13 protein-coding genes are annotated in these 17045 nt (G+C 65.1%); 6 read left to right on the top strand and 7 right to left on the bottom strand.

Features of this window, described 5'->3' with window-relative positions:
- The first annotated feature begins 15 nt into the window (after positions 1-15).
- The 5 genes from KSS94_RS25945 to KSS94_RS25925 all read left to right on the top strand — a co-directional run bounded on the left by KSS94_RS25945 (position 16) and on the right by KSS94_RS25925 (position 7448).
- Positions 16-1689, top strand: coding sequence for an aryl-sulfate sulfotransferase (locus KSS94_RS25945; protein ID WP_217840869.1), 1674 nt, complete (start codon positions 16-18; stop codon positions 1687-1689).
- Between the two features lie 299 nt (positions 1690-1988).
- Positions 1989-3431: an NADP-dependent succinate-semialdehyde dehydrogenase gene (gene gabD, locus KSS94_RS25940; RefSeq protein WP_217840868.1), complete on the top strand. Its 1443-nt coding sequence runs from the start codon at positions 1989-1991 to the stop codon at positions 3429-3431.
- Between the two features lie 182 nt (positions 3432-3613).
- Positions 3614-4891 carry a 4-aminobutyrate--2-oxoglutarate transaminase gene (gene gabT / locus KSS94_RS25935; RefSeq protein ID WP_217840867.1) on the top strand — a complete coding sequence of 426 codons (1278 nt, stop codon included), beginning with the start codon at positions 3614-3616 and terminating at the stop codon, positions 4889-4891.
- Positions 4892-5021: 130 nt separating this feature from the next.
- A complete protein-coding gene (locus tag KSS94_RS25930; RefSeq protein WP_217840866.1) occupies positions 5022-6383 on the top strand; it encodes an HDOD domain-containing protein in 1362 nt (453 codons plus the stop codon).
- 507 nt (positions 6384-6890) lie between these two features.
- Positions 6891-7448 (top strand): hypothetical protein, encoded by a 558-nt coding sequence (locus KSS94_RS25925; RefSeq protein ID WP_217840865.1) that lies wholly within the window; start codon positions 6891-6893, stop codon positions 7446-7448.
- On the opposite strand, the gene KSS94_RS25920 is transcribed toward KSS94_RS25925, so the two are convergent.
- Together KSS94_RS25920 and desA are read right to left on the bottom strand one after the other, a co-directional pair.
- Complete coding sequence (locus tag KSS94_RS25920) at positions 7438-8421, bottom strand: GGDEF domain-containing protein (protein WP_217843672.1); 984 nt, start codon at positions 8419-8421, stop codon at positions 7438-7440. The genes KSS94_RS25925 and KSS94_RS25920 overlap by 11 nt on opposite strands.
- A 141-nt stretch (positions 8422-8562) precedes the next feature.
- The gene (desA, locus tag KSS94_RS25915; protein ID WP_217840864.1) at positions 8563-9747 is read right to left on the bottom strand and encodes a delta-9 fatty acid desaturase DesA; all 1185 of its coding nucleotides are present in this window, start codon (positions 9745-9747) and stop codon (positions 8563-8565) included.
- A 151-nt stretch (positions 9748-9898) separates the two neighbouring features.
- Here desA and dibA point away from each other — a divergent pair, with 151 nt between their 5' ends.
- Positions 9899-11794, top strand: a complete 1896-nt coding sequence (gene dibA / locus KSS94_RS25910; RefSeq protein WP_217840863.1) for a phosphodiesterase DibA — start codon at positions 9899-9901, stop codon at positions 11792-11794.
- Between the two features lie 57 nt (positions 11795-11851).
- Here the strand turns inward: dibA and KSS94_RS25905 are convergent, their stop codons facing one another.
- From KSS94_RS25905 to KSS94_RS25885, 5 genes are read right to left on the bottom strand one after another with little or no spacing between them, the layout of a single operon-like run.
- On the bottom strand, positions 11852-12496 hold the full coding sequence (locus tag KSS94_RS25905) for a methionine ABC transporter permease (protein WP_217840862.1): 645 nt from the start codon (positions 12494-12496) through the stop codon (positions 11852-11854).
- Positions 12486-13595, bottom strand: a complete 1110-nt coding sequence (locus KSS94_RS25900) for a methionine ABC transporter ATP-binding protein (RefSeq protein WP_217840861.1) — start codon at positions 13593-13595, stop codon at positions 12486-12488. The genes KSS94_RS25905 and KSS94_RS25900 overlap by 11 nt, the downstream gene beginning before the upstream one ends.
- A 1-nt stretch (position 13596) precedes the next feature.
- Positions 13597-14397, bottom strand: a complete 801-nt coding sequence (locus KSS94_RS25895) for a MetQ/NlpA family ABC transporter substrate-binding protein (RefSeq protein WP_217840860.1) — start codon at positions 14395-14397, stop codon at positions 13597-13599.
- Positions 14390-15778 carry an LLM class flavin-dependent oxidoreductase gene (locus tag KSS94_RS25890; RefSeq protein ID WP_217840859.1) on the bottom strand — a complete coding sequence of 463 codons (1389 nt, stop codon included), beginning with the start codon at positions 15776-15778 and terminating at the stop codon, positions 14390-14392. The genes KSS94_RS25895 and KSS94_RS25890 overlap by 8 nt, the downstream gene beginning before the upstream one ends.
- Positions 15778-16959 carry an SfnB family sulfur acquisition oxidoreductase gene (locus KSS94_RS25885; RefSeq protein ID WP_217840858.1) on the bottom strand — a complete coding sequence of 394 codons (1182 nt, stop codon included), beginning with the start codon at positions 16957-16959 and terminating at the stop codon, positions 15778-15780. The genes KSS94_RS25890 and KSS94_RS25885 overlap by 1 nt, the downstream gene beginning before the upstream one ends.
- Positions 16960-17045 lie beyond the last annotated feature (86 nt).

The following is a 17045-nucleotide window of genomic DNA, read 5'->3' as shown; positions in this document are numbered from 1 at the left end:
ACAAGGAGCTTTGCCATGAATGCCAAGACCCAGCCCCACGAACTGCCCGAAGGCGCCTGCGTCAGCGCCCGGGTGCCCGACCACAGCGAAGCCCTGTTGGGTGATGTGGTGGTCAACCCCTACCGTCTGGCACCCCTGACCGCCATCGTGCGCGACGGTGGCCGCAACCTGAGCGCCGCCCATGTGCGGGTGCTGGGGCGCGGCGAGCGGGGTGTCGCCATCAGCTATGAGGTTTCGCAGCAGTCGCTGTGGACCTATGGCGGCATCCCGGTGTTCGGTTTGTACCCCGACCACGTCAACCAGGTGGAGGTGAGCTACAAGCTGGACGGTGAGCGCATCCGCGAGCGCTACGAAATCTACGCCCCGGCGGTGCGCCTGCCGGTGGTGGCCAAGCAGACCGCCGCGTTGCCCGAGGTGGAACCGGTCAGCGTGGCGCCGGGCTTCGAGCAGCGCTTGTACCTGTTCAACCACCTGCTGGCCGATATTCCCGGGGCCAAGGCTTTCAAATGGAACGGCCTGGGCGGGGCGGCGGAATGGGACTCGGTGGGCAACAACTGGATCGCCGACAGCAATGGCGACGTGCGCTGGTACCTGGACATCGAGCAGATCCACGATTCCAACCGCCGCGACGGCCTGGGCGGCACCATGGGCTTCCACCAGACCCGCGACGGCAAGCTGATCTGGGGCCAGGGCCAGACCTACTCCAAGTACGACCTGCTGGGCCGGCGCATCTGGCAGCGCAACCTGCCGGACAAGTTCGCCGACTTCTCTCACGAAATCCGCGAGACCAGCAACGGCACCTACCTGCTGCGGGTCGGCACCAGCGACTACCGGCGCCCCGACGGCAAGCGCGTGCGCTCGATCCGCGACCACATCATCGAGCTCAACGAAGCCGGCGACGTGCTGGACTTCTGGGACCTCAACCAGATCCTCGACCCGTACCGCGGCGAGTTGCTCGAGACCTTGGGCAAGGCGGCCATCCAGCTGCCGGCCGGGGTGCAACGCCAGGAAGAGCGCCTGGCCAACGAGCTGGCCGAAGGCGACCTGCCGTTCGGCGATACCCCGGGCGTAGGCACCGGGCGCAACTGGGCCCATGTGAATGCCATCGACTATGACGCCGATGACGACAGCATCATCGTTTCAGCACGTCATCAGGGCGTGGTGAAGATCGGCCGCGACAAACAGGTGAAGTGGATCCTCGCTGCACCGCAAGGCTGGCCAGCACGCCTGCAGGACAAGGTGCTCAAGCCGCTGGGCGAAGGTTTCGAGTGGTCTTGGACCCAGCACACCGCCTGGCTGACCGGGCGCGGCACGCTGACCGTGTTTGACAACGGCTGGGGGCGCGACTTCGGGCCGACCAAGCTCACCGGCAACTACAGCCGGGCGGTGGAGTACAAGGTCGACGAAGCCAAAGGCACGGTCGAGCAGCTGTGGCAGTACGGCAAGGAGCGCGGCGACGAGTGGTACAGCCCGATCACCTCGGTGGTGGCGTACCGGGCCGATACCGACACCCAGTTCATCTATAGCGCGTCGGTGAACTACCTGACGCCGCAGAAACTCACCACCACGGTGCTCAACGAGGTACGCCGGGGTACGCAGGAGGTGGTGGTGGAGTTGAAAGTGCACAGCCGCCAGCCGGGGAGCGTAGGGTACCGGGCGTTGGTGATCGACCTCGAGAGGGCGTTCTGATCTCAATGGTCTAACCTTTCCAGGCCCAATCGCGGGGCAAGCCCGCTCCTGCGCTGATTGATGAAAGTGTGGGAGCGGGCTTGCCCCGCGATGTTTCCGCTGATCTGAATTCCGACCATTCGTTCTTTTTTTCGAACAGGCTATTGTCCAACACCCCAGCAGCCGCTTAGCATTCCGTTTGAGATTTCAAACGCTCAGCACCCAGGCGTCGAACACCCTGGTGCACGAATTCCTGACGGCCGCCCCCTATTGGGGGCGCCTTTTCAACAATCAATAATTCGCAGTAAAGGGAAGCCGACATGCAGCTCAAAGACGCTCAGTTGTTCCGCCAGCAAGCCTTCATCAACGGTGAGTGGCTGGATGCGGACAGCGGTCAGACCATCAAGGTGACCAACCCGGCCACCGGTGAAGTGATCGGTACCGTGCCGAAGATGGGCGCCGCCGAAACCCGCCGCGCCATCGAGGCCGCCGACAAGGCCCTGCCGGCCTGGCGTGCACTGACCGCCAAAGAGCGTGCCGGCAAGCTGCGCCGCTGGTTCGAGCTGATGATCGAGCACCAGGACGACCTGGCCCGCCTGATGACCACCGAGCAGGGCAAGCCACTGGCCGAAGCCAAGGGCGAAATCGCCTACGCCGCCTCGTTCATCGAATGGTTCGCCGAAGAAGCCAAGCGCGTTTACGGCGATGTCATCCCGGGCCACCAGCCAGACAAGCGCCTGATCGTCATCAAGCAGCCGATCGGTGTTACCGCTGCCATCACCCCGTGGAACTTCCCGGCGGCGATGATCACCCGTAAAGCCGGCCCGGCTCTGGCCGCCGGTTGCACCATGGTGCTCAAGCCTGCTTCGCAGACCCCGTACTCCGCCCTGGCCCTGGTCGAGCTGGCTACCCGTGCCGGCATCCCGGCTGGCGTGCTCAGCGTCATCACCGGCAGCGCCGGCGAAGTCGGTTCGGAACTGACCGGCAACTCCCTGGTTCGCAAGCTGTCCTTCACCGGCTCCACCGAAATCGGCCGCCAGCTGATGGAAGAATGCGCCAAGGACATCAAGAAGGTTTCGCTGGAGCTGGGTGGCAACGCCCCGTTCATCGTGTTCGACGACGCCGACCTGGACAAGGCGGTCGAGGGCGCGATCATCTCCAAGTACCGCAACAACGGCCAGACCTGCGTCTGCGCCAACCGTATCTACGTACAGGACGGCGTCTACGATGCGTTCGCCGAGAAGCTGGCCGCTGCAGTTGCCAAGCTGAAGATCGGTAACGGCCTGGAAGAAGGCACCACCACCGGCCCGCTGATCGACGGCAAGGCCGTGGCCAAGGTCCAGGAGCACATCCAGGACGCGGTCTCCAAAGGCGCCAAGGTGCTGTCTGGCGGCAAGCTGATCGAAGGCAACTTCTTCGAGCCGACCATTCTGGTCGACGTGCCGAAAACCGCCGCTGTCGCTAAAGAAGAGACCTTCGGCCCGCTGGCGCCGCTGTTCCGCTTCAAGGACGAGGCTGAAGTCATCGCCATGTCCAACGACACCGAGTTCGGCCTGGCCTCGTACTTCTACGCCCGCGACATGAGCCGTGTGTTCCGCGTCGCCGAAGCCCTGGAATACGGCATGGTGGGTATCAACACCGGCCTGATCTCCAACGAAGTGGCACCGTTCGGTGGCATCAAGGCCTCGGGCCTGGGCCGCGAAGGTTCCAAGTACGGCATCGAGGACTACCTCGAAATCAAATACCTGTGCCTGAGCATCTGATCCGGCACTAGCGGTTTTTACCTCTGCCAGCGGGGCGCGAGAGCGACGCCTCGCTGGTCTTTTTGACACTGCAGTACCTGGTGGCCAGGGCGTTCACGACAGTCGATCAACGAATACTGACCGTGCACCTTCCAGCCACCCCCGAATAAAAGCGCCGTCAGAGTCGGCGCAATGAGGGCATTATGAGCAAGACCAACGAATCCTTGATGCAACGCCGTGTCGCCGCCGTCCCGCGTGGCGTTGGCCAGATCCACCCGATCTTCGTCGAAAGCGCGAAGAACGCCACGGTGATCGACGTTGAAGGCCGCGAACTGATCGACTTCGCTGGCGGCATCGCAGTACTGAACACCGGCCACCTGCACCCGAAAGTGGTTGCCGCTGTACAAGAGCAGCTGACCAAGGTCAGCCACACCTGCTTCCAGGTGCTGGCCTACGAGCCTTACGTCGAGCTGTGCGAGAAGATCAACAAGCTGGTCCCGGGCGACTTCGACAAGAAGACCCTGCTGGTCACCTCCGGCTCCGAAGCCGTTGAAAACGCCGTGAAGATCGCCCGTGCCGCCACCGGCCGCGCCGGCGTCATCGCCTTCACCGGCGGCTACCACGGCCGTACCATGATGACCCTGGGCCTGACCGGCAAGGTCGTGCCGTACTCCGCTGGCATGGGCCTGATGCCAGGCGGCGTGTTCCGCGCGCTGTTCCCGAGCGAGCTGCACGGTGTCAGCGTTGACGACGCCATTGCTTCGGTCGAGCGCATCTTCAAGAACGACGCCGAGCCGCGCGACATCGCTGCAATCATCCTCGAGCCAGTACAAGGCGAAGGCGGCTTCCTGCCAGCCCCTAAAGAGCTGATGAAGCGCCTGCGCGAGCTGTGCGACAAGCACGGCATCCTGCTGATCGCCGACGAAGTGCAGACCGGCGCTGGCCGTACCGGCACCTTCTTCGCCATGGAGCAGATGGGCGTTGCGCCTGACCTGACCACCTTCGCCAAGTCCATCGCTGGCGGCTTCCCGCTGGCCGGTGTGTGCGGCAAGGCCGAGTACATGGACGCCATCGCCCCGGGCGGCCTGGGCGGTACCTACGCAGGTTCGCCTATCGCGTGCGCCGCGGCCCTGGCGGTTATCGACGTGTTCGAAGAAGAGAAACTGCTGGACCGCAGCAAGGCTGTTGGCGAGCGCCTGACCGCCGGCCTGCGTGAAATCCAGAAGAAGCACCCGATCATCGGTGACGTCCGTGGTCTGGGCTCGATGATTGCCGTGGAAGTCTTCGAAAAAGGCACCCACACCCCGAACGCCGCTGCCGTTGCACAGGTTGTGGCAAAGGCGCGTGACAAGGGCCTGATCCTGCTGTCCTGCGGTACCTACGGCAACGTTCTGCGCATCCTGGTGCCGCTGACCGCCGAAGACACCCTGCTGGACAAAGGCCTGGCCATCATCGAAGAGTGCTTCGCTGAACTCGCATGATGTGACCTGCTGCAGAAAAAACCCGCCTCGGCGGGTTTTTTTGTGCTGTTTGTAGCCTTATGGCGCTAAGGTTGTAGGAGGATTCCGAGGAAGCTGCGATGGATCGCGCGTCATTACTGGAGAGCCGCTCATGAGCGCTGTCGACCCCGTACCCCCTAGCGTGCTGATTGTCGAAGGTGACCCCTGGGTGCGCGACATGCTGCGCGAGATGCTGCTGAGCGTGCGCTGCGATGCCCGCCTGCAGGTTTGCGCCGACGGCTCCCAGGCATTGAACGCGCTTTCGAGCAAGCCCGACCTGATCATCGCGGCCCGTGAACTGCCCAGTGGTGATGGCCTGGACCTGCTGCGCAAGGTGCGCTCCGGCACCGAAAAACCAAGTTTGCCGTTCATCCTGCTGAGCGAGCGCAGCGACCCGGCGAGTGTGAAGGAGACCCTGCGCTTTCACCCGACCGAGTACCTCAGCAAACCGGTGAATCTGGACAAGCTGCGCAAGCGCCTGGAGGTGTTGCTGGTGGGCGATGGCGAGGCGGTCGCCTGCCCGGTGCCGGCGCTGTCGCCCGGGGCCAGGCTGACGGATTACCTGGAGCAGCGCCGGGCCACGGCCGATGGCGGCCCGCTGTTCGCCGATGTGCAAAAAGCGATCAAACGCGCGCTCGACCCCCAGGGGCTCAACCTCAAGGTGCTCGAAGAGGAAGTGCGCGACGACCCGCAAATCACCGCCGTGCTGATTGCCGCAGCCAACAGCGCAGCCCTGCACCGCGACGCCCCCGCGCAGACCCTGTTGCAGGCCCTGAACAAGCTGGGCAGCACCCAGAGCATGAACCTCATCCTCGGCCTGACCCTCAAGCGCAGTGCGCGCCTGAGCGACCCGCTGCTGTCGCAGCATGCCGCGCATTACTGGAACCTGTCGCTGCACACCGCCGAGTACGGCCGCACCCTGGCGCGCCTGCTGGAAGTGGATGAAGGCCGTTGTTATTGCGCCGGGCTGCTGCACTGCCTGGGCGATTTGGCGGTGCTGCGTACCCTGCAGGAGTGGCGCCTGGCAGGGGGCGAGCTGGACGAGGACCAGGTGCAGCTGTCGCTCAACGAGTTCGGCGCGCCGTTCGGTTCGGCGCTGCGTACCCGCTGGCGCCTGCCGCTGAACCTGCGCGAGCTGATCGCCGCGGTGTACCAGCTCGGTGGCGGGGTGTATTCCCGGGAGATCCTGGCCATGAACCTGTCCGGGCAGATGGCCCGGCTCAAGCCCAGCGAAGGGCTGGAGAAGGTCGCGGGTAGCAAGACCGCGCGGTTGCTCAAGCTTGGGCTGCCGGAATTGACCCGCATGCGCAAGGTCAACCCCCATGCGGTGGCCGAGGAAGAAGCGGCCAAGGCCAAGGCGGCGGCTGAGGAAGAGGCTGCGCGGTTGGCCCAGGCTGCTGAACCGGAGGTGGCTGAGCAGGCGGCGCCTGAGGAAGAGGCTGCACCTGATGAAGGTGAGGACAAGCAGGCCTGAGGCGGCGGCGATGAGCCAATACCGGTCAGACTATTGGTGGGGCTGCTCTGCAGCCGTTCGCGGGTAAACCCGCTCCCACAGGATTGCGCAGTACTTCGAGCTGACGCTGAACCTGTAGGAGCGGTTTTACCCGCGAAGGGGCGCAGAGCGGCCCCGGCTGACTTAGGGAACCGGGATCGTGTCCCGTTCCATAGCTTTGGGAAAGCTCCTACGGGCATTGCGGAAGTCCGTGCGTATGCAGGGAAATGCTTCAAGCGTAGATTTTCCAGCTACTCCAGCAAGGATTAGCAGGAAGGTTGTGGCATGTGCGCTTACAGGTACCGTCATCTGCACCATCAGGTGTATCGCTCACAGGCAAGAAAGCGCGCCCACGAGGCGTTTACCCTTGCTACGGGCGCAGATATCGGCAGCGTCCGCTTCGAAGGTATAGGACCAAGGGCCCAGGCGGCTTTTCAGCTTTGGGGCGAGCAGGCTCACGCCTTCCCTTGGTAAGAGGTGCCGCAGTGGATGGAGCGCGACCCCAGGGGCTTTGACCTGTCGTTGTGGTCTGCCCGGGAGCTTTGCGGCCTGTGCTACGCCAGCCCGCGAAGGAGCAGGCGTTGCATCAAGATCATCTTGCTGGAAGGCAAGCCGGGAGGGGCACACCCTTTGCGAGGCATGGTCGCTTCGTTGTCTGTGTTGGCGGTGCTGGAGTACGCAAAGATGCTCAGGTATTCGCAAATTGAAGTGCAGGAGCCCGTGCCAGGTGCTGGGCCGGTCTATCAATCGCTAGGCTTCACCCATGACGCTGAGGGGCGGCTGGTTCTCCCTGTGAGCGCCACTCCACTGCGTAACACTCTCCAGATATCCGAGGTGTTCATGAGCTATTCAGAAGAATCCACCAAAGCGAACCTGATCGAGCGTCTGATGGCCCGCGCAGTCAGGCTGTCGGGCAAGACAACGGATCAGCAGTTGCACATTCTCAACGTCGGGCTTACCCAAGGCAAGCAACTGGAGCCCGAGGGTGCATTGGCAGGGCCTCGGGCAGCAACACCAAGTGCCCTGGTGCCAGCCATCAACCTCTGATGATCTGGTTCTTGCCCTGCCGCTTGGCCTGGTACATCGCCGCATCGGCCCGAGCGAACAGGGTGTCGAGGGTTTCGTCGTCGTCGGTCAGCCCGGTCAAACCCTGGCTCACCGTAACACCGTAGGTTTGCTGCCCGTGGGTAAAGCTCAGGCGCTGGATCTCGCGTTGCAGGCGTTCGGCGATCTGCTCGGCCACCTGGGCGCTGCAGCCGGGGAAGACGGCCGCGAACTCTTCACCGCCAATGCGCCCGAACAGGTCGCCACGGCGTAGCACGGCCTTGCCACTGTCGGCGATGCGTTGCAGCACCTGGTCGCCTTCCTGGTGGCCGTAGCTGTCGTTGATCTGCTTGAAGTCGTCGATGTCCAGCAGCAGGAACGCCAAGGGCGTACCGTCTTCGCGGGCGCTGTCGAAGGCTTGCTGGGCACATTCGAAGAAGTGCCGGCGGTTGCTGCTCTGGGTGAGCACGTCGGTGGTGGCCAGGCGTTGCAGCTCGCCTTCGAGCTGTTTTTTCTCGGTAATGTCCTCGGCGATGCCGACGATGATCACCCGCTGGTCACCTTCGCGCTGCTGGTTGATGTAGCACTTGTCGCTGAGCCAGCGCACCTCGCCGGCGGCATTGAGAATGCGGTACTCGCGGTCCTCGACGGTGCCCTTGACCAGCACCTGGGCCAGGCTGCGTTCGGCGTACTCGAGGTCGTCCGGGTAGATCGCGTCGCGCCACTCGTTGTAGTCGGCCAGCACCAGGCTGGCCGGGCGGCCGAAAATGCGCTCGAAGGCCGGGCTCACGTAGAGTACCTGGCGGGTTTCCCAGTCGAAGGCCCACAACACGGCGTTGACGCTGTCGAGCAGCGAGGAATACAGCTGTTCGCGTTCGCTAAGGCGCGCCACTTCACCTTGGGCGTGGAGCAGGGCGAGCAGGGTCTGGGCGGCTTCCGGGCGGGGAGTGCCGGTGGTGGGGTGGTCTTTGGCCATGAGCACGAAACAGGTCTCGACAAAGGGCGTGCGGCCACTGACCGGCCCGCCACGCTGGGCGATATGCCGAGTTTGAGTCGTATTTCGCGGGGGAAGTTCCGCTTGGCACGCCCCAGGACGGGGCGTGCCGATCAACGGCGGTCAGGCGCCGGTGGGGCGTAGCGAGTAGGTTTTCAGCTGGGCGGCGAAGTCGCGCAGCGACTGGATGCCACTGGCCTCGGCCTCGTGCACCCAGTCTTTGATGGCCGCGAGCATGTCGTGACCGTTGGCACTGGTGCGGGCCCAGATCTGCTGCAGTGCCAGGCGCTTCTCGTAGATGGTCTTGAGCGCCTGGCTGTGGGCCAGCATCGACTCGATGCGCAGGTGGTGGCGGTCCTGCAGCAGGCTGGTTTCCCGCGACAGCAGGCGCTTGGCGCGGCGGAAACGGTGGCGTACCGAGGCATCGACCTTGCCCAGCTCTTGCTTAACCAGCGGGCCGATCACCAGCTTGCGGTACTGGGCCATGATCTGGAAGCGGTTGTTGAGGATGGCCATGGCAGTGTCCATGTCCAGCGAAGCCTTGCCCTCGACCCGGTGGGCGATGGGCGCGACGCGCTGCACCTTGGCCAGGCGCAGCAGGCTCAGCAGGCGGATCCACATCCAGCCCATGTCGAACTCCCAGCGCCGCACCGACAGTTTGGCCGAGTTGGGGTAGGTGTGGTGGTTGTTGTGCAGCTCTTCACCGCCAATGATGATGCCCCAAGGCACCAGGTTGGTGGCGGCATCGCGGCACTCGAAGTTGCGATAGCCCACCGCGTGGCCCAGGCCGTTGACCACACCTGCGGCCCAGAACGGGATCCAGGCCATTTGCACTGCCCAGATGGTGATGCCGATGGTGCCGAACAGCAGCAGGTCGATCACCGCCATCAGCGCGATGCCGCCGAGCTTGTAGCGCGAATAGACATTGCGCTCGAGCCAGTCGTCCGGGCAGTTCTTGCCATAGATGCGCAGGGTTTCTTGGTTGCGCGCCTCTTCGCGGTACAGCTCGGCACCCTTGCGCAGCACCGTGGCCAAGCCCTTGTGAACCGGGCTGTGGGGGTCGTCGGGGGTTTCGCACTTGGCGTGGTGCTTGCGGTGGACGGCGGTCCACTCGCGGGTGTTCTGCGCCGTGGTCAGCCACAGCCAGAAGCGGAAGAAATGCTTGAGGCCTGCGTTCAGCTCCAGCGCGCGGTGCGCCGAATAGCGGTGCAGGTAGATGGTCACGCTGACGATGGTCAGGTGAGTCATCAGCAGGGTGACGCCGACCAGTTGCCAGGCCGACAAGTCGAGCAAACCGTAGTACCACATGGCGAGAAAGACCCTCGGAAACACAGGGGAAACAACGTCGGCATTATCCCTTGGCGGGGAAATAAAACCAGTCGCCCTTTTTGATAGGAAGTCACAGGGTGTTTCAGCCTTTATAATGCCCCTTCCTTTTCCATGGGCTCATCCACCCGACATGTCTGTTTCCGTTCGCGACGCCTTGCGCATGGCTGCGCTTTACCTGGTGCTTTCGATGCTCTGGCTGGGGTTGTCCGAGCTTGTGTTGCGGAGCATGTCCGATGACCTGTTGGCGCTCACCGTCGGTCGGCAGATCAACGTGGTGGTGTGGGTGCTGCTCAGCGCGCTGCTGATTTTTGTCTCGCGCGCCCGCCTGCTCAACTTTATCGGCATCGGTGCGCGCCTGCGCAGCGAGGACCGTGAGCGCCTGCGCATGGCCGCAGCGGTGTTCGACAGCACGCTGGAAGGGGTGCTGGTGACCGACCGTAACGGCCTGATCGTGCACGTCAACCGGGCCTTCATGCGCATCACCGGCTACCAGCAGGACGAAGTCATTGGCCAGCGGCCGAACAAGTTCAAGTCGGGCCGCCATGGCGCGCCGTTCTACCAGCAGATCTACGCCACCCTGAGCGAGAAGGGCGAGTGGAGCGGCGAAATCTGGAACCGTCGCAAAAGCGGCGAAATTTACCCGCAATGGCAGACGATCTGCGCCATTCGCGACGATGGCGGTGACCTCAGCCACTACGTGGCAGTGTTCAGTGACATCAGCGCGATCAAGCACAGCGAGGAAGAGCTGGCCTATCTGGCCCACCACGACCCGCTGACCGGCCTGCCCAACCGCCTGCTGTTCAACGACCGGGTCGAGCAGGCGCTGGCTGCAGCGCAAGCGAATAAACGCGGTTGCGCCCTGCTGCTGCTCGACCTCGATCATTTCCAGAGCATCAACGATGGCCTTGGCCATACCATTGGCGATCAGTTGCTCAAGCAAGTGGGCGAGCGCCTGCGCGAGGTGTTGGGTGCCAGTGTGACCCTGGCCCGGCTTGGCGGCGACGAGTTCGGCGTGCTGGCCGAGAACTGCCAGCAAGTGGGCCAGGCCGGCAAGCTGGCCCAGGCCATCATCGAGCGGCTGCGCGAACCCTTCGAGTGCGATGACCACCGCCTGTTCATCAGCGCCAGCATCGGCATCAGCCTGTTCCCCAGTGACGCGCTGGGCGCCGAACAGCTGCTGCGCAACGCCGACTCTGCGCTGTTCAAGGCCAAGGGCAATGGCCGCGCCTGCTATGCGCTGTACACCGAGGAGCTGACCGCCCACGCCCAGCACCGGGTAGAAACCGCCGGCGAGCTGCGCCGGGCGCTGGAGCAGGAAGAACTGCGGGTGTTCTTCCAGCCGGTGCACGACCTGCACAGCGCCAAGATGATCGGCGTCGAGGCCCTGGTGCGCTGGCAGCACCCCTCGCGCGGGCTGGTGCCGCCGGGGGAGTTCATCCCGATCGCCGAGCGCACCGGGCTGATTGCCGAGATCGATGCCTGGGTACTGCGCCAGTCGTGCCGGCAGATGGTGCGCTGGCAGGCTGAAGGCAAGCGCCTGGACTTCGTTGCGGTGAACATCTCCAGCCGGCTGTTCGGCCAGCACGAGCTGTACCGCCAGGTGGCCGAGGTGCTGCACGAAACCGGCCTGGACCCGGCGTTGCTGGAGCTTGAGGTCACCGAAAGCGCGGTAATGGAGGAGCCCGAGGTGGCGCTGGAGCAGCTGCACCGCCTGCGCGAACTGGGCATCAACCTGGCCATCGACGACTTTGGTACCGGTTATTCATCGCTACTGCGGCTCAAGCGCCTGCCGGTGCAGAAGCTCAAGATCGACCAGGGCTTCGTCGCCGGCCTGCCGTTCGACGATGACGACATCGCCATTGTGCGGGTGATCATCGCCCTGGCCCGCAGCATGGGCATGCAGGTGCATGCCGAGGGGATCGAACAGGCCGAGCAGGCCAGTTTCCTGCTGGAGCAGCAGTGCCAGCTGGGGCAGGGCTACTGGTTTGGGCGGCCGGTGCCGGCTGCGGAGCTGCACTGGGGCTGAGGGCGCCATCGCCGGCAAGCCGGCTCCTGCAAGGGCCGCGTAAAGCCAACTGGCCGCTCAACGCTTGTTCAACCCTTTGGCCAACCGGTCCCCGCCCAGTTGGATCAGCGCCACCAAGGCCACCAGCATGACGATCACGGTCAGCATGATCTGGCTGTCGAAGCGCTGGTAGCCATAGCGGTAGGCGATGTCCCCCAGGCCGCCGGCACCGATCGCCCCGGCCATGGCCGAGGAGTTGATCAGGGTCACCAGGGTGATGGTGAAACCGCCGACGATGCCCGGCAGCGCCTCGGGCAACAGCACATGCCAGACGATGTGCCAGCGCCGGCAGCCCATGGCCTGGGCGGCTTCGATCAGGCCGTGGTCGACCTCGCGCAGGCTCACTTCGGCAATGCGCGCGAAAAACGGCGTGGCAGCGATGGTCAACGGCACCACCGCTGCCCACACGCCATAGGTGGTACCGACCACCAGGCGGGTGAAGGGGATCAGCGCCACCATGAGGATCAGGAACGGGATCGAGCGGAACAGGTTGACGATGGCGCCCAGCACCCGGTTCAGGGCCGGCGCCTCGAAGATGCTGCCCTTGTCGCTGGTGACCAGTAGCACCGCCATGGGCACGCCCACCAGCAATGCCACCAACGACGACACGCCGACCATCAGCAGGGTGTCGAGCAAGCCTTGCAGCAAGCGCTCAATCCACATGGCCCAGTACCTCCACATCGGCGGCCCGGCGGCGCGCGCGTTCGAGCAATTGATGGGGGGCCAGCGACGAGCCGCGCACCGACAGGATCAGTTGCCCCAAGGCGTGCTCGCCGATGGTCTCCACGCCACCCTGCAGCAGGCGCACCTGGCCGCCGAGGTCGTTGAACAGGGCGCCCAGGTCGGGTTCGCCGAGCACCTGCAGGCGCAGCACCACGGCCGCGTCGCGGCTCACCGGGCTTGCCCGCAGGCTGGCCTGCAAGGCCGCCGGCAGTTTCGCCTGCAGCGGTGCCAGCAGGGTGCGAGTGACCTCGTGGCGCGGCGTGCCGAACACCTGCCATACCTCGCCTTGCTCCACCACTTCACCGCGCTCCAGCACCACCACGCGGTGGCAGATGTCGCGGATCACCGCCATCTCGTGGGTGATCAGCACCACGGTCAGGCCCAGGCGCTGGTTTATGTCACGCAGCAGGTCAAGGATGGAGGCGGTGGTTTCCGGGTCCAGCGCCGAGGTGGCCTCGTCGCACAGCAGAATCTCGGGGTCGTGCACCAGCGCGCGGGCGATGCCGACGCGCTGCTTCTGCCCGCCAGACAACTGCGCCGGGTACACCTGGTGCTTGTCGCCCAGGCCCACCAGCTCCAGCAGCTCACGCACCTTGCGCTGGCGCTCGGGCTTGCCGACGCCGGCCACCTTCAGCGGCAACTCGACGTTCTGCCACACGGTCTTGGCCGACATCAGGTTGAAGTGCTGGAAGATCATGCCGATGCGCCGGCGCAGGGCAACCAGCTGGTCTTCGTTGAACGGCGCGATGTCCACCTGGTCGATCAGCACCCGGCCCTGGCTGGGTTGCTCCAGGCGGTTGATGGTGCGCAGCAGCGACGACTTGCCGGCGCCGCTGCGGCCAATGATGCCGAAGATCTCGCCACTGCGGATGTTCAAGTTGATGCCGTGCAGCGCAGGCTGCGCCTGGCCGGGGTAGGTCTTGCCCAAGCCGATGAAGCGCACCTGGGCTTCATTGACCTGCGGGCGCAGGGCCTGCTCCCGTGCCGCTGGCGGCGCAGCGTGCGTGGTGGGCGCCCGTAGGGCGCTGGCCTGGCTCATGTCAGCCTTCCCAGCCGGCCTGGTACAGCGTGCCATGGGCCTTGTCCAGGGCGGCGCGTACGGCTGGCGAGTGCTGGTAGATGTCGATGAACCTGGCCAGGCGCGGGTCGTTCTTCTCTTGCGGGCGTATGACGAACTGGATCACGTACTCCTTGTTTTCCAGGCCGTCGAACAGCAGCGCAGAGGTGGCATCGAAGGTGTTGGCCAGGCGGATGTAGGCCGGGTAGCCCTGCACCAGGTCGGCGTCGTCGTAGGCGCGCACCAGCTGCACGGCTTCGACCTGAAGAATTTTGATTTTCTTCGGGTTGGCGATGATGTCGTCTTCGGTAGCCTTGTAACCCACGCCAGGCTTGAGGGTGATCAGCCCGGCCTTGGCCAGCAGTTGCAGGCCACGGCCGCTGTTGATCGGGTCGTTGGCGATGGCCACGCTGGCGCCTTCGGGCAGTTCAGCGAAGCTTTTGTACTTTTTCGAGTACAGGCCGACGTTGTTGATGATGCCAGGGGCGTAGGGCACCAGGTCGAAGCCGGCGGCGGCCTTGGCGTTTTCCAGGAACGGGATGTGCTGGAAGTAGTTCACGTCGATGTCGCCGCTGTTGAGGCTGACGTTGGGCGCGATCCAGTCGCTGAACTCGATCAGCTTCACTTCAAGGCCTTGTTTGTGGGCCTCTTCGACTGCGGCTTCCAGCGGGATGGCGAAGGCCGCAGTGGTGCCGATCTTCAGCGGCTCGGCCGCCAGTGCCGTGGCGGACAGGCCGAGGGTCAGGGCGATGGCCGCGACGGGCCGGAACAGTTTCTCAAGCATGGCGCAGGACTCCAGTCGGGGCAGGGATGTGGGTGGTGCGGTAGCGGGCGCCGGGGTGGCCGGCGGGCAGGTGCGGTTGGCTGGCGAACAGTTTTTCGCGCAGGGTGCCGTCGGCGTAGGCGGTCTTGTAGCGGCCGCGTTGCTGCAGTTGCGGCACCACCAGGTCGATGAAGGCTTCGAAGCTTTCCGGGGTGACGGTGCGGGTCAGGTTGAAGCCGTCCAGGCCGGTGTCGTCGACCCAGCCGATCAGTTGCTCGGCCACCTGTTCGGGGGCGCCGACCAAGGTCACGTAGCGCCCGCCCAGGGCGTGCTGTTGCAACAGGCGACGGCGGGTCCAGGCGTTGTCCTGCAACTGGCGGGTCGCCGACTGGATGGCGTTGCCCTGGCTGAAGCCGATCGGCTCGTCCAGGCCGTAGGCGGCAAAATCGACACCGGTAGAAGCGGCGAAGTGGGCGACGCCGGCCTCGGGGCTGGCATGGCGCAGGTACTCGGCGTGCAGCGCCTGGGCCTCGTGTTCGGTGGGCGCGACGATCACCGTGATGCCCATGAACACCTTGACCGCCTGTGGGTCGCGGCCGGCCGCGGCAGCAGCGGCGCGCACCTTGTCGACTTGGGCGCGGGTGGCGGCCTTGTCCTGCCCGCTGATGAACACGCACTCGGCGTGGTTGCCGGCAAACGCCAGCCCGCGCGCCGAGCTGCCGGCCTGGAACAGCACCGGGGTGCGTTGCGGCGAGGGCTCGCACAGGTGGTAGCCCTCGACGTCGTAGAACTCGCCGTGGTGGCTGACCTTGTGCACCTTGTCGGGCCGGGTGTACACCCGTTGCGCGCGGTCGGCGACCACCGCGTCGTCTTCCCAGCTGCCTTCGAGCAGCTTGTACAGCACCTGCAGGTACTCGTCGGCCTGGTCGTAGCGCCGGTCGTGCTCGGGCTGCTGGCGCAAGCCCATGGCCCGGGCGGCGCTGTCGAGGTAGCCGGTGACGATGTTCCAGCCCACCCGGCCGTTGCTCAGGTGGTCGAGGGTGGAGAGGCGCCGGGCGAACAGGTAGGGCGCTTCATAGGTGAGGTTGGCCGTCAGGCCGAAGCCCAGGTGCCGGGTGACCGCCGCCATGGCCGACACCAGCAGCAGCGGGTCGTTGACCGGCAATTGGATCGACTCTTTCAGCGTCACGTCCAGCGACTGGCCATAGATATCGTAGGTGCCGACGATATCGGCGATGAACAGCCCGTCGAACAGCCCCCGTTCCAGCAGGCGGGCCAGGTTGGTCCAGTAGTCGAGGGTCTTGTACTGGGTGGAGGTGTCCCGCGGGTGGGTCCACAGGCCGTGGTTGATGTGCCCGATGCAGTTCATGTTGAAGGCATTGAGCCGTATCTGTTTGGCCATCAGATGGTCCCCCGCCGTGGCGGCTTCTCGTCGTTGAGGTAGTAGTTGCCGATGGCGTGGTACTTCCAGCGCACCGGGTCGTGCAGGGTGTGCACCCGGGCGTTGCGCCAGTGGCGGTCGAGGTTGTGCTCGGCCAGGGTGGCTTGGCTTCCGGCCAGTTCGAACAAGGTGGTGCCGGCGGCCAGGGAGATCTCGGTGCTGATCGCCCGGGCTTCGGCCACGGCGATGGAGGCGGCGGCGAGGGTTTCGGCGTTGCTGTCGGCTTGGGCCACATCGAGGATTTCGCCGGCGCGCTCGAGCAGCGCTTCGGCGGCGTGCAGGCGGATGGCCAGGTGGCCGAAGCTCTTGAGTGTCAGCGGGTCGTCGCTGGCTTTGTCCAGCCCCGAATCGATCCAGGGCCGGCTGCGGGTGCGCACAAAGTGCAGGGCATCTTCGAAGGCGGCGCGGGCGATGCCGGTGTCGATGGCGGCGTGGAGGATCTGCGCCAGCGGGCCGACCGTGGTCGGGCGCTCGAAGGCGCTGCCGAACGGCACCACGTCTTCGGCGGCCACCGCTACATTGTCGAACACCACCGAGCCGCTGCCGGTGGTGCGCTGGCCAAAGCCGCTCCAGTCGTCGATCACCTCCAGCCCCGGGCTGTTGGCAGGCACGAAGGCCAGGTGCTGGGCATCGTGCTCGTCGAGTACCAGGGTGGGGATGCGCTGGGCGTACAGCGCGCCGGTGCAATAGAACTTGCGGCCGTTGATGCGAAAACCTTCGCCGTCGCGGGTCAGGCGGGTGCTGCGCTCGTGGGCGGTCTTGGTGCCGATCTCGGCCAGGGCATTGCCGAAACGCCGGCCGGCCAGTACTTCGGCGTACAGGCGCTGTTGCTGCTCGGGGCTGGCGTTCACCCGCAGCACTTCCAGGGCGTAGTAGTGGTTCTGCGGGATTTGCCCGATCGAGGCGTCGGCCTGGGCAATGCGCGCGACCACCTTGGCCAGGGTAGCGCTGGATACGCCAGCGCCGCCAAAGGCCTTGGGCACGCTGATGCCCCATAGCCCGGACTGCACGAACAGGTCGAGCTCGGCGTGGGGCAGGCGGCGTTCGCGGTCGCGGGTGGCGCTTTCGGTGCGCAGTTGCTTGGCGATTTCTTCGGCGACTTCCAGGGCCTGGGCGTCGCTGGTAATGAGGGATGCGGTCATGGTGCTCTCCGGGGCCACTGGGGCCGCTTTGCGGCCCATCGCCGGCAAGCCGGCTCCTACAGGGATATGCGGACCTTGTAGGAGCC

The organism is Pseudomonas fakonensis (assembly GCF_019139895.1).
Classification (GTDB): domain Bacteria; phylum Pseudomonadota; class Gammaproteobacteria; order Pseudomonadales; family Pseudomonadaceae; genus Aquipseudomonas; species Aquipseudomonas fakonensis.
This window is presented reverse-complemented; position numbering and strand designations above follow the sequence as displayed.

What these genes read in the sequence shown, in the direction of transcription:
- KSS94_RS25900 (WP_217840861.1), bottom strand. Translation starts at nt 13,595, where the DNA reads ATGAGCCAGGCCAGCGCCCTACGGGCGCCCACCACGCACGCTGCGCCG.
- KSS94_RS25885 (WP_217840858.1), bottom strand. Translation starts at nt 16,959, where the DNA reads ATGACCGCATCCCTCATTACCAGCGACGCCCAGGCCCTGGAAGTCGCC.
- dibA (WP_217840863.1), top strand. Translation starts at nt 9,899, where the DNA reads ATGTCTGTTTCCGTTCGCGACGCCTTGCGCATGGCTGCGCTTTACCTG.
- gabD (WP_217840868.1), top strand. Translation starts at nt 1,989, where the DNA reads ATGCAGCTCAAAGACGCTCAGTTGTTCCGCCAGCAAGCCTTCATCAAC.
- desA (WP_217840864.1), bottom strand. Translation starts at nt 9,747, where the DNA reads ATGTGGTACTACGGTTTGCTCGACTTGTCGGCCTGGCAACTGGTCGGC.
- KSS94_RS25890 (WP_217840859.1), bottom strand. Translation starts at nt 15,778, where the DNA reads ATGGCCAAACAGATACGGCTCAATGCCTTCAACATGAACTGCATCGGG.
- KSS94_RS25945 (WP_217840869.1), top strand. Translation starts at nt 16, where the DNA reads ATGAATGCCAAGACCCAGCCCCACGAACTGCCCGAAGGCGCCTGCGTC.
- gabT (WP_217840867.1), top strand. Translation starts at nt 3,614, where the DNA reads ATGAGCAAGACCAACGAATCCTTGATGCAACGCCGTGTCGCCGCCGTC.
- KSS94_RS25930 (WP_217840866.1), top strand. Translation starts at nt 5,022, where the DNA reads ATGAGCGCTGTCGACCCCGTACCCCCTAGCGTGCTGATTGTCGAAGGT.
- KSS94_RS25895 (WP_217840860.1), bottom strand. Translation starts at nt 14,397, where the DNA reads ATGCTTGAGAAACTGTTCCGGCCCGTCGCGGCCATCGCCCTGACCCTC.
- KSS94_RS25925 (WP_217840865.1), top strand. Translation starts at nt 6,891, where the DNA reads ATGGAGCGCGACCCCAGGGGCTTTGACCTGTCGTTGTGGTCTGCCCGG.
- KSS94_RS25920 (WP_217843672.1), bottom strand. Translation starts at nt 8,421, where the DNA reads ATGGCCAAAGACCACCCCACCACCGGCACTCCCCGCCCGGAAGCCGCC.
- KSS94_RS25905 (WP_217840862.1), bottom strand. Translation starts at nt 12,496, where the DNA reads ATGTGGATTGAGCGCTTGCTGCAAGGCTTGCTCGACACCCTGCTGATG.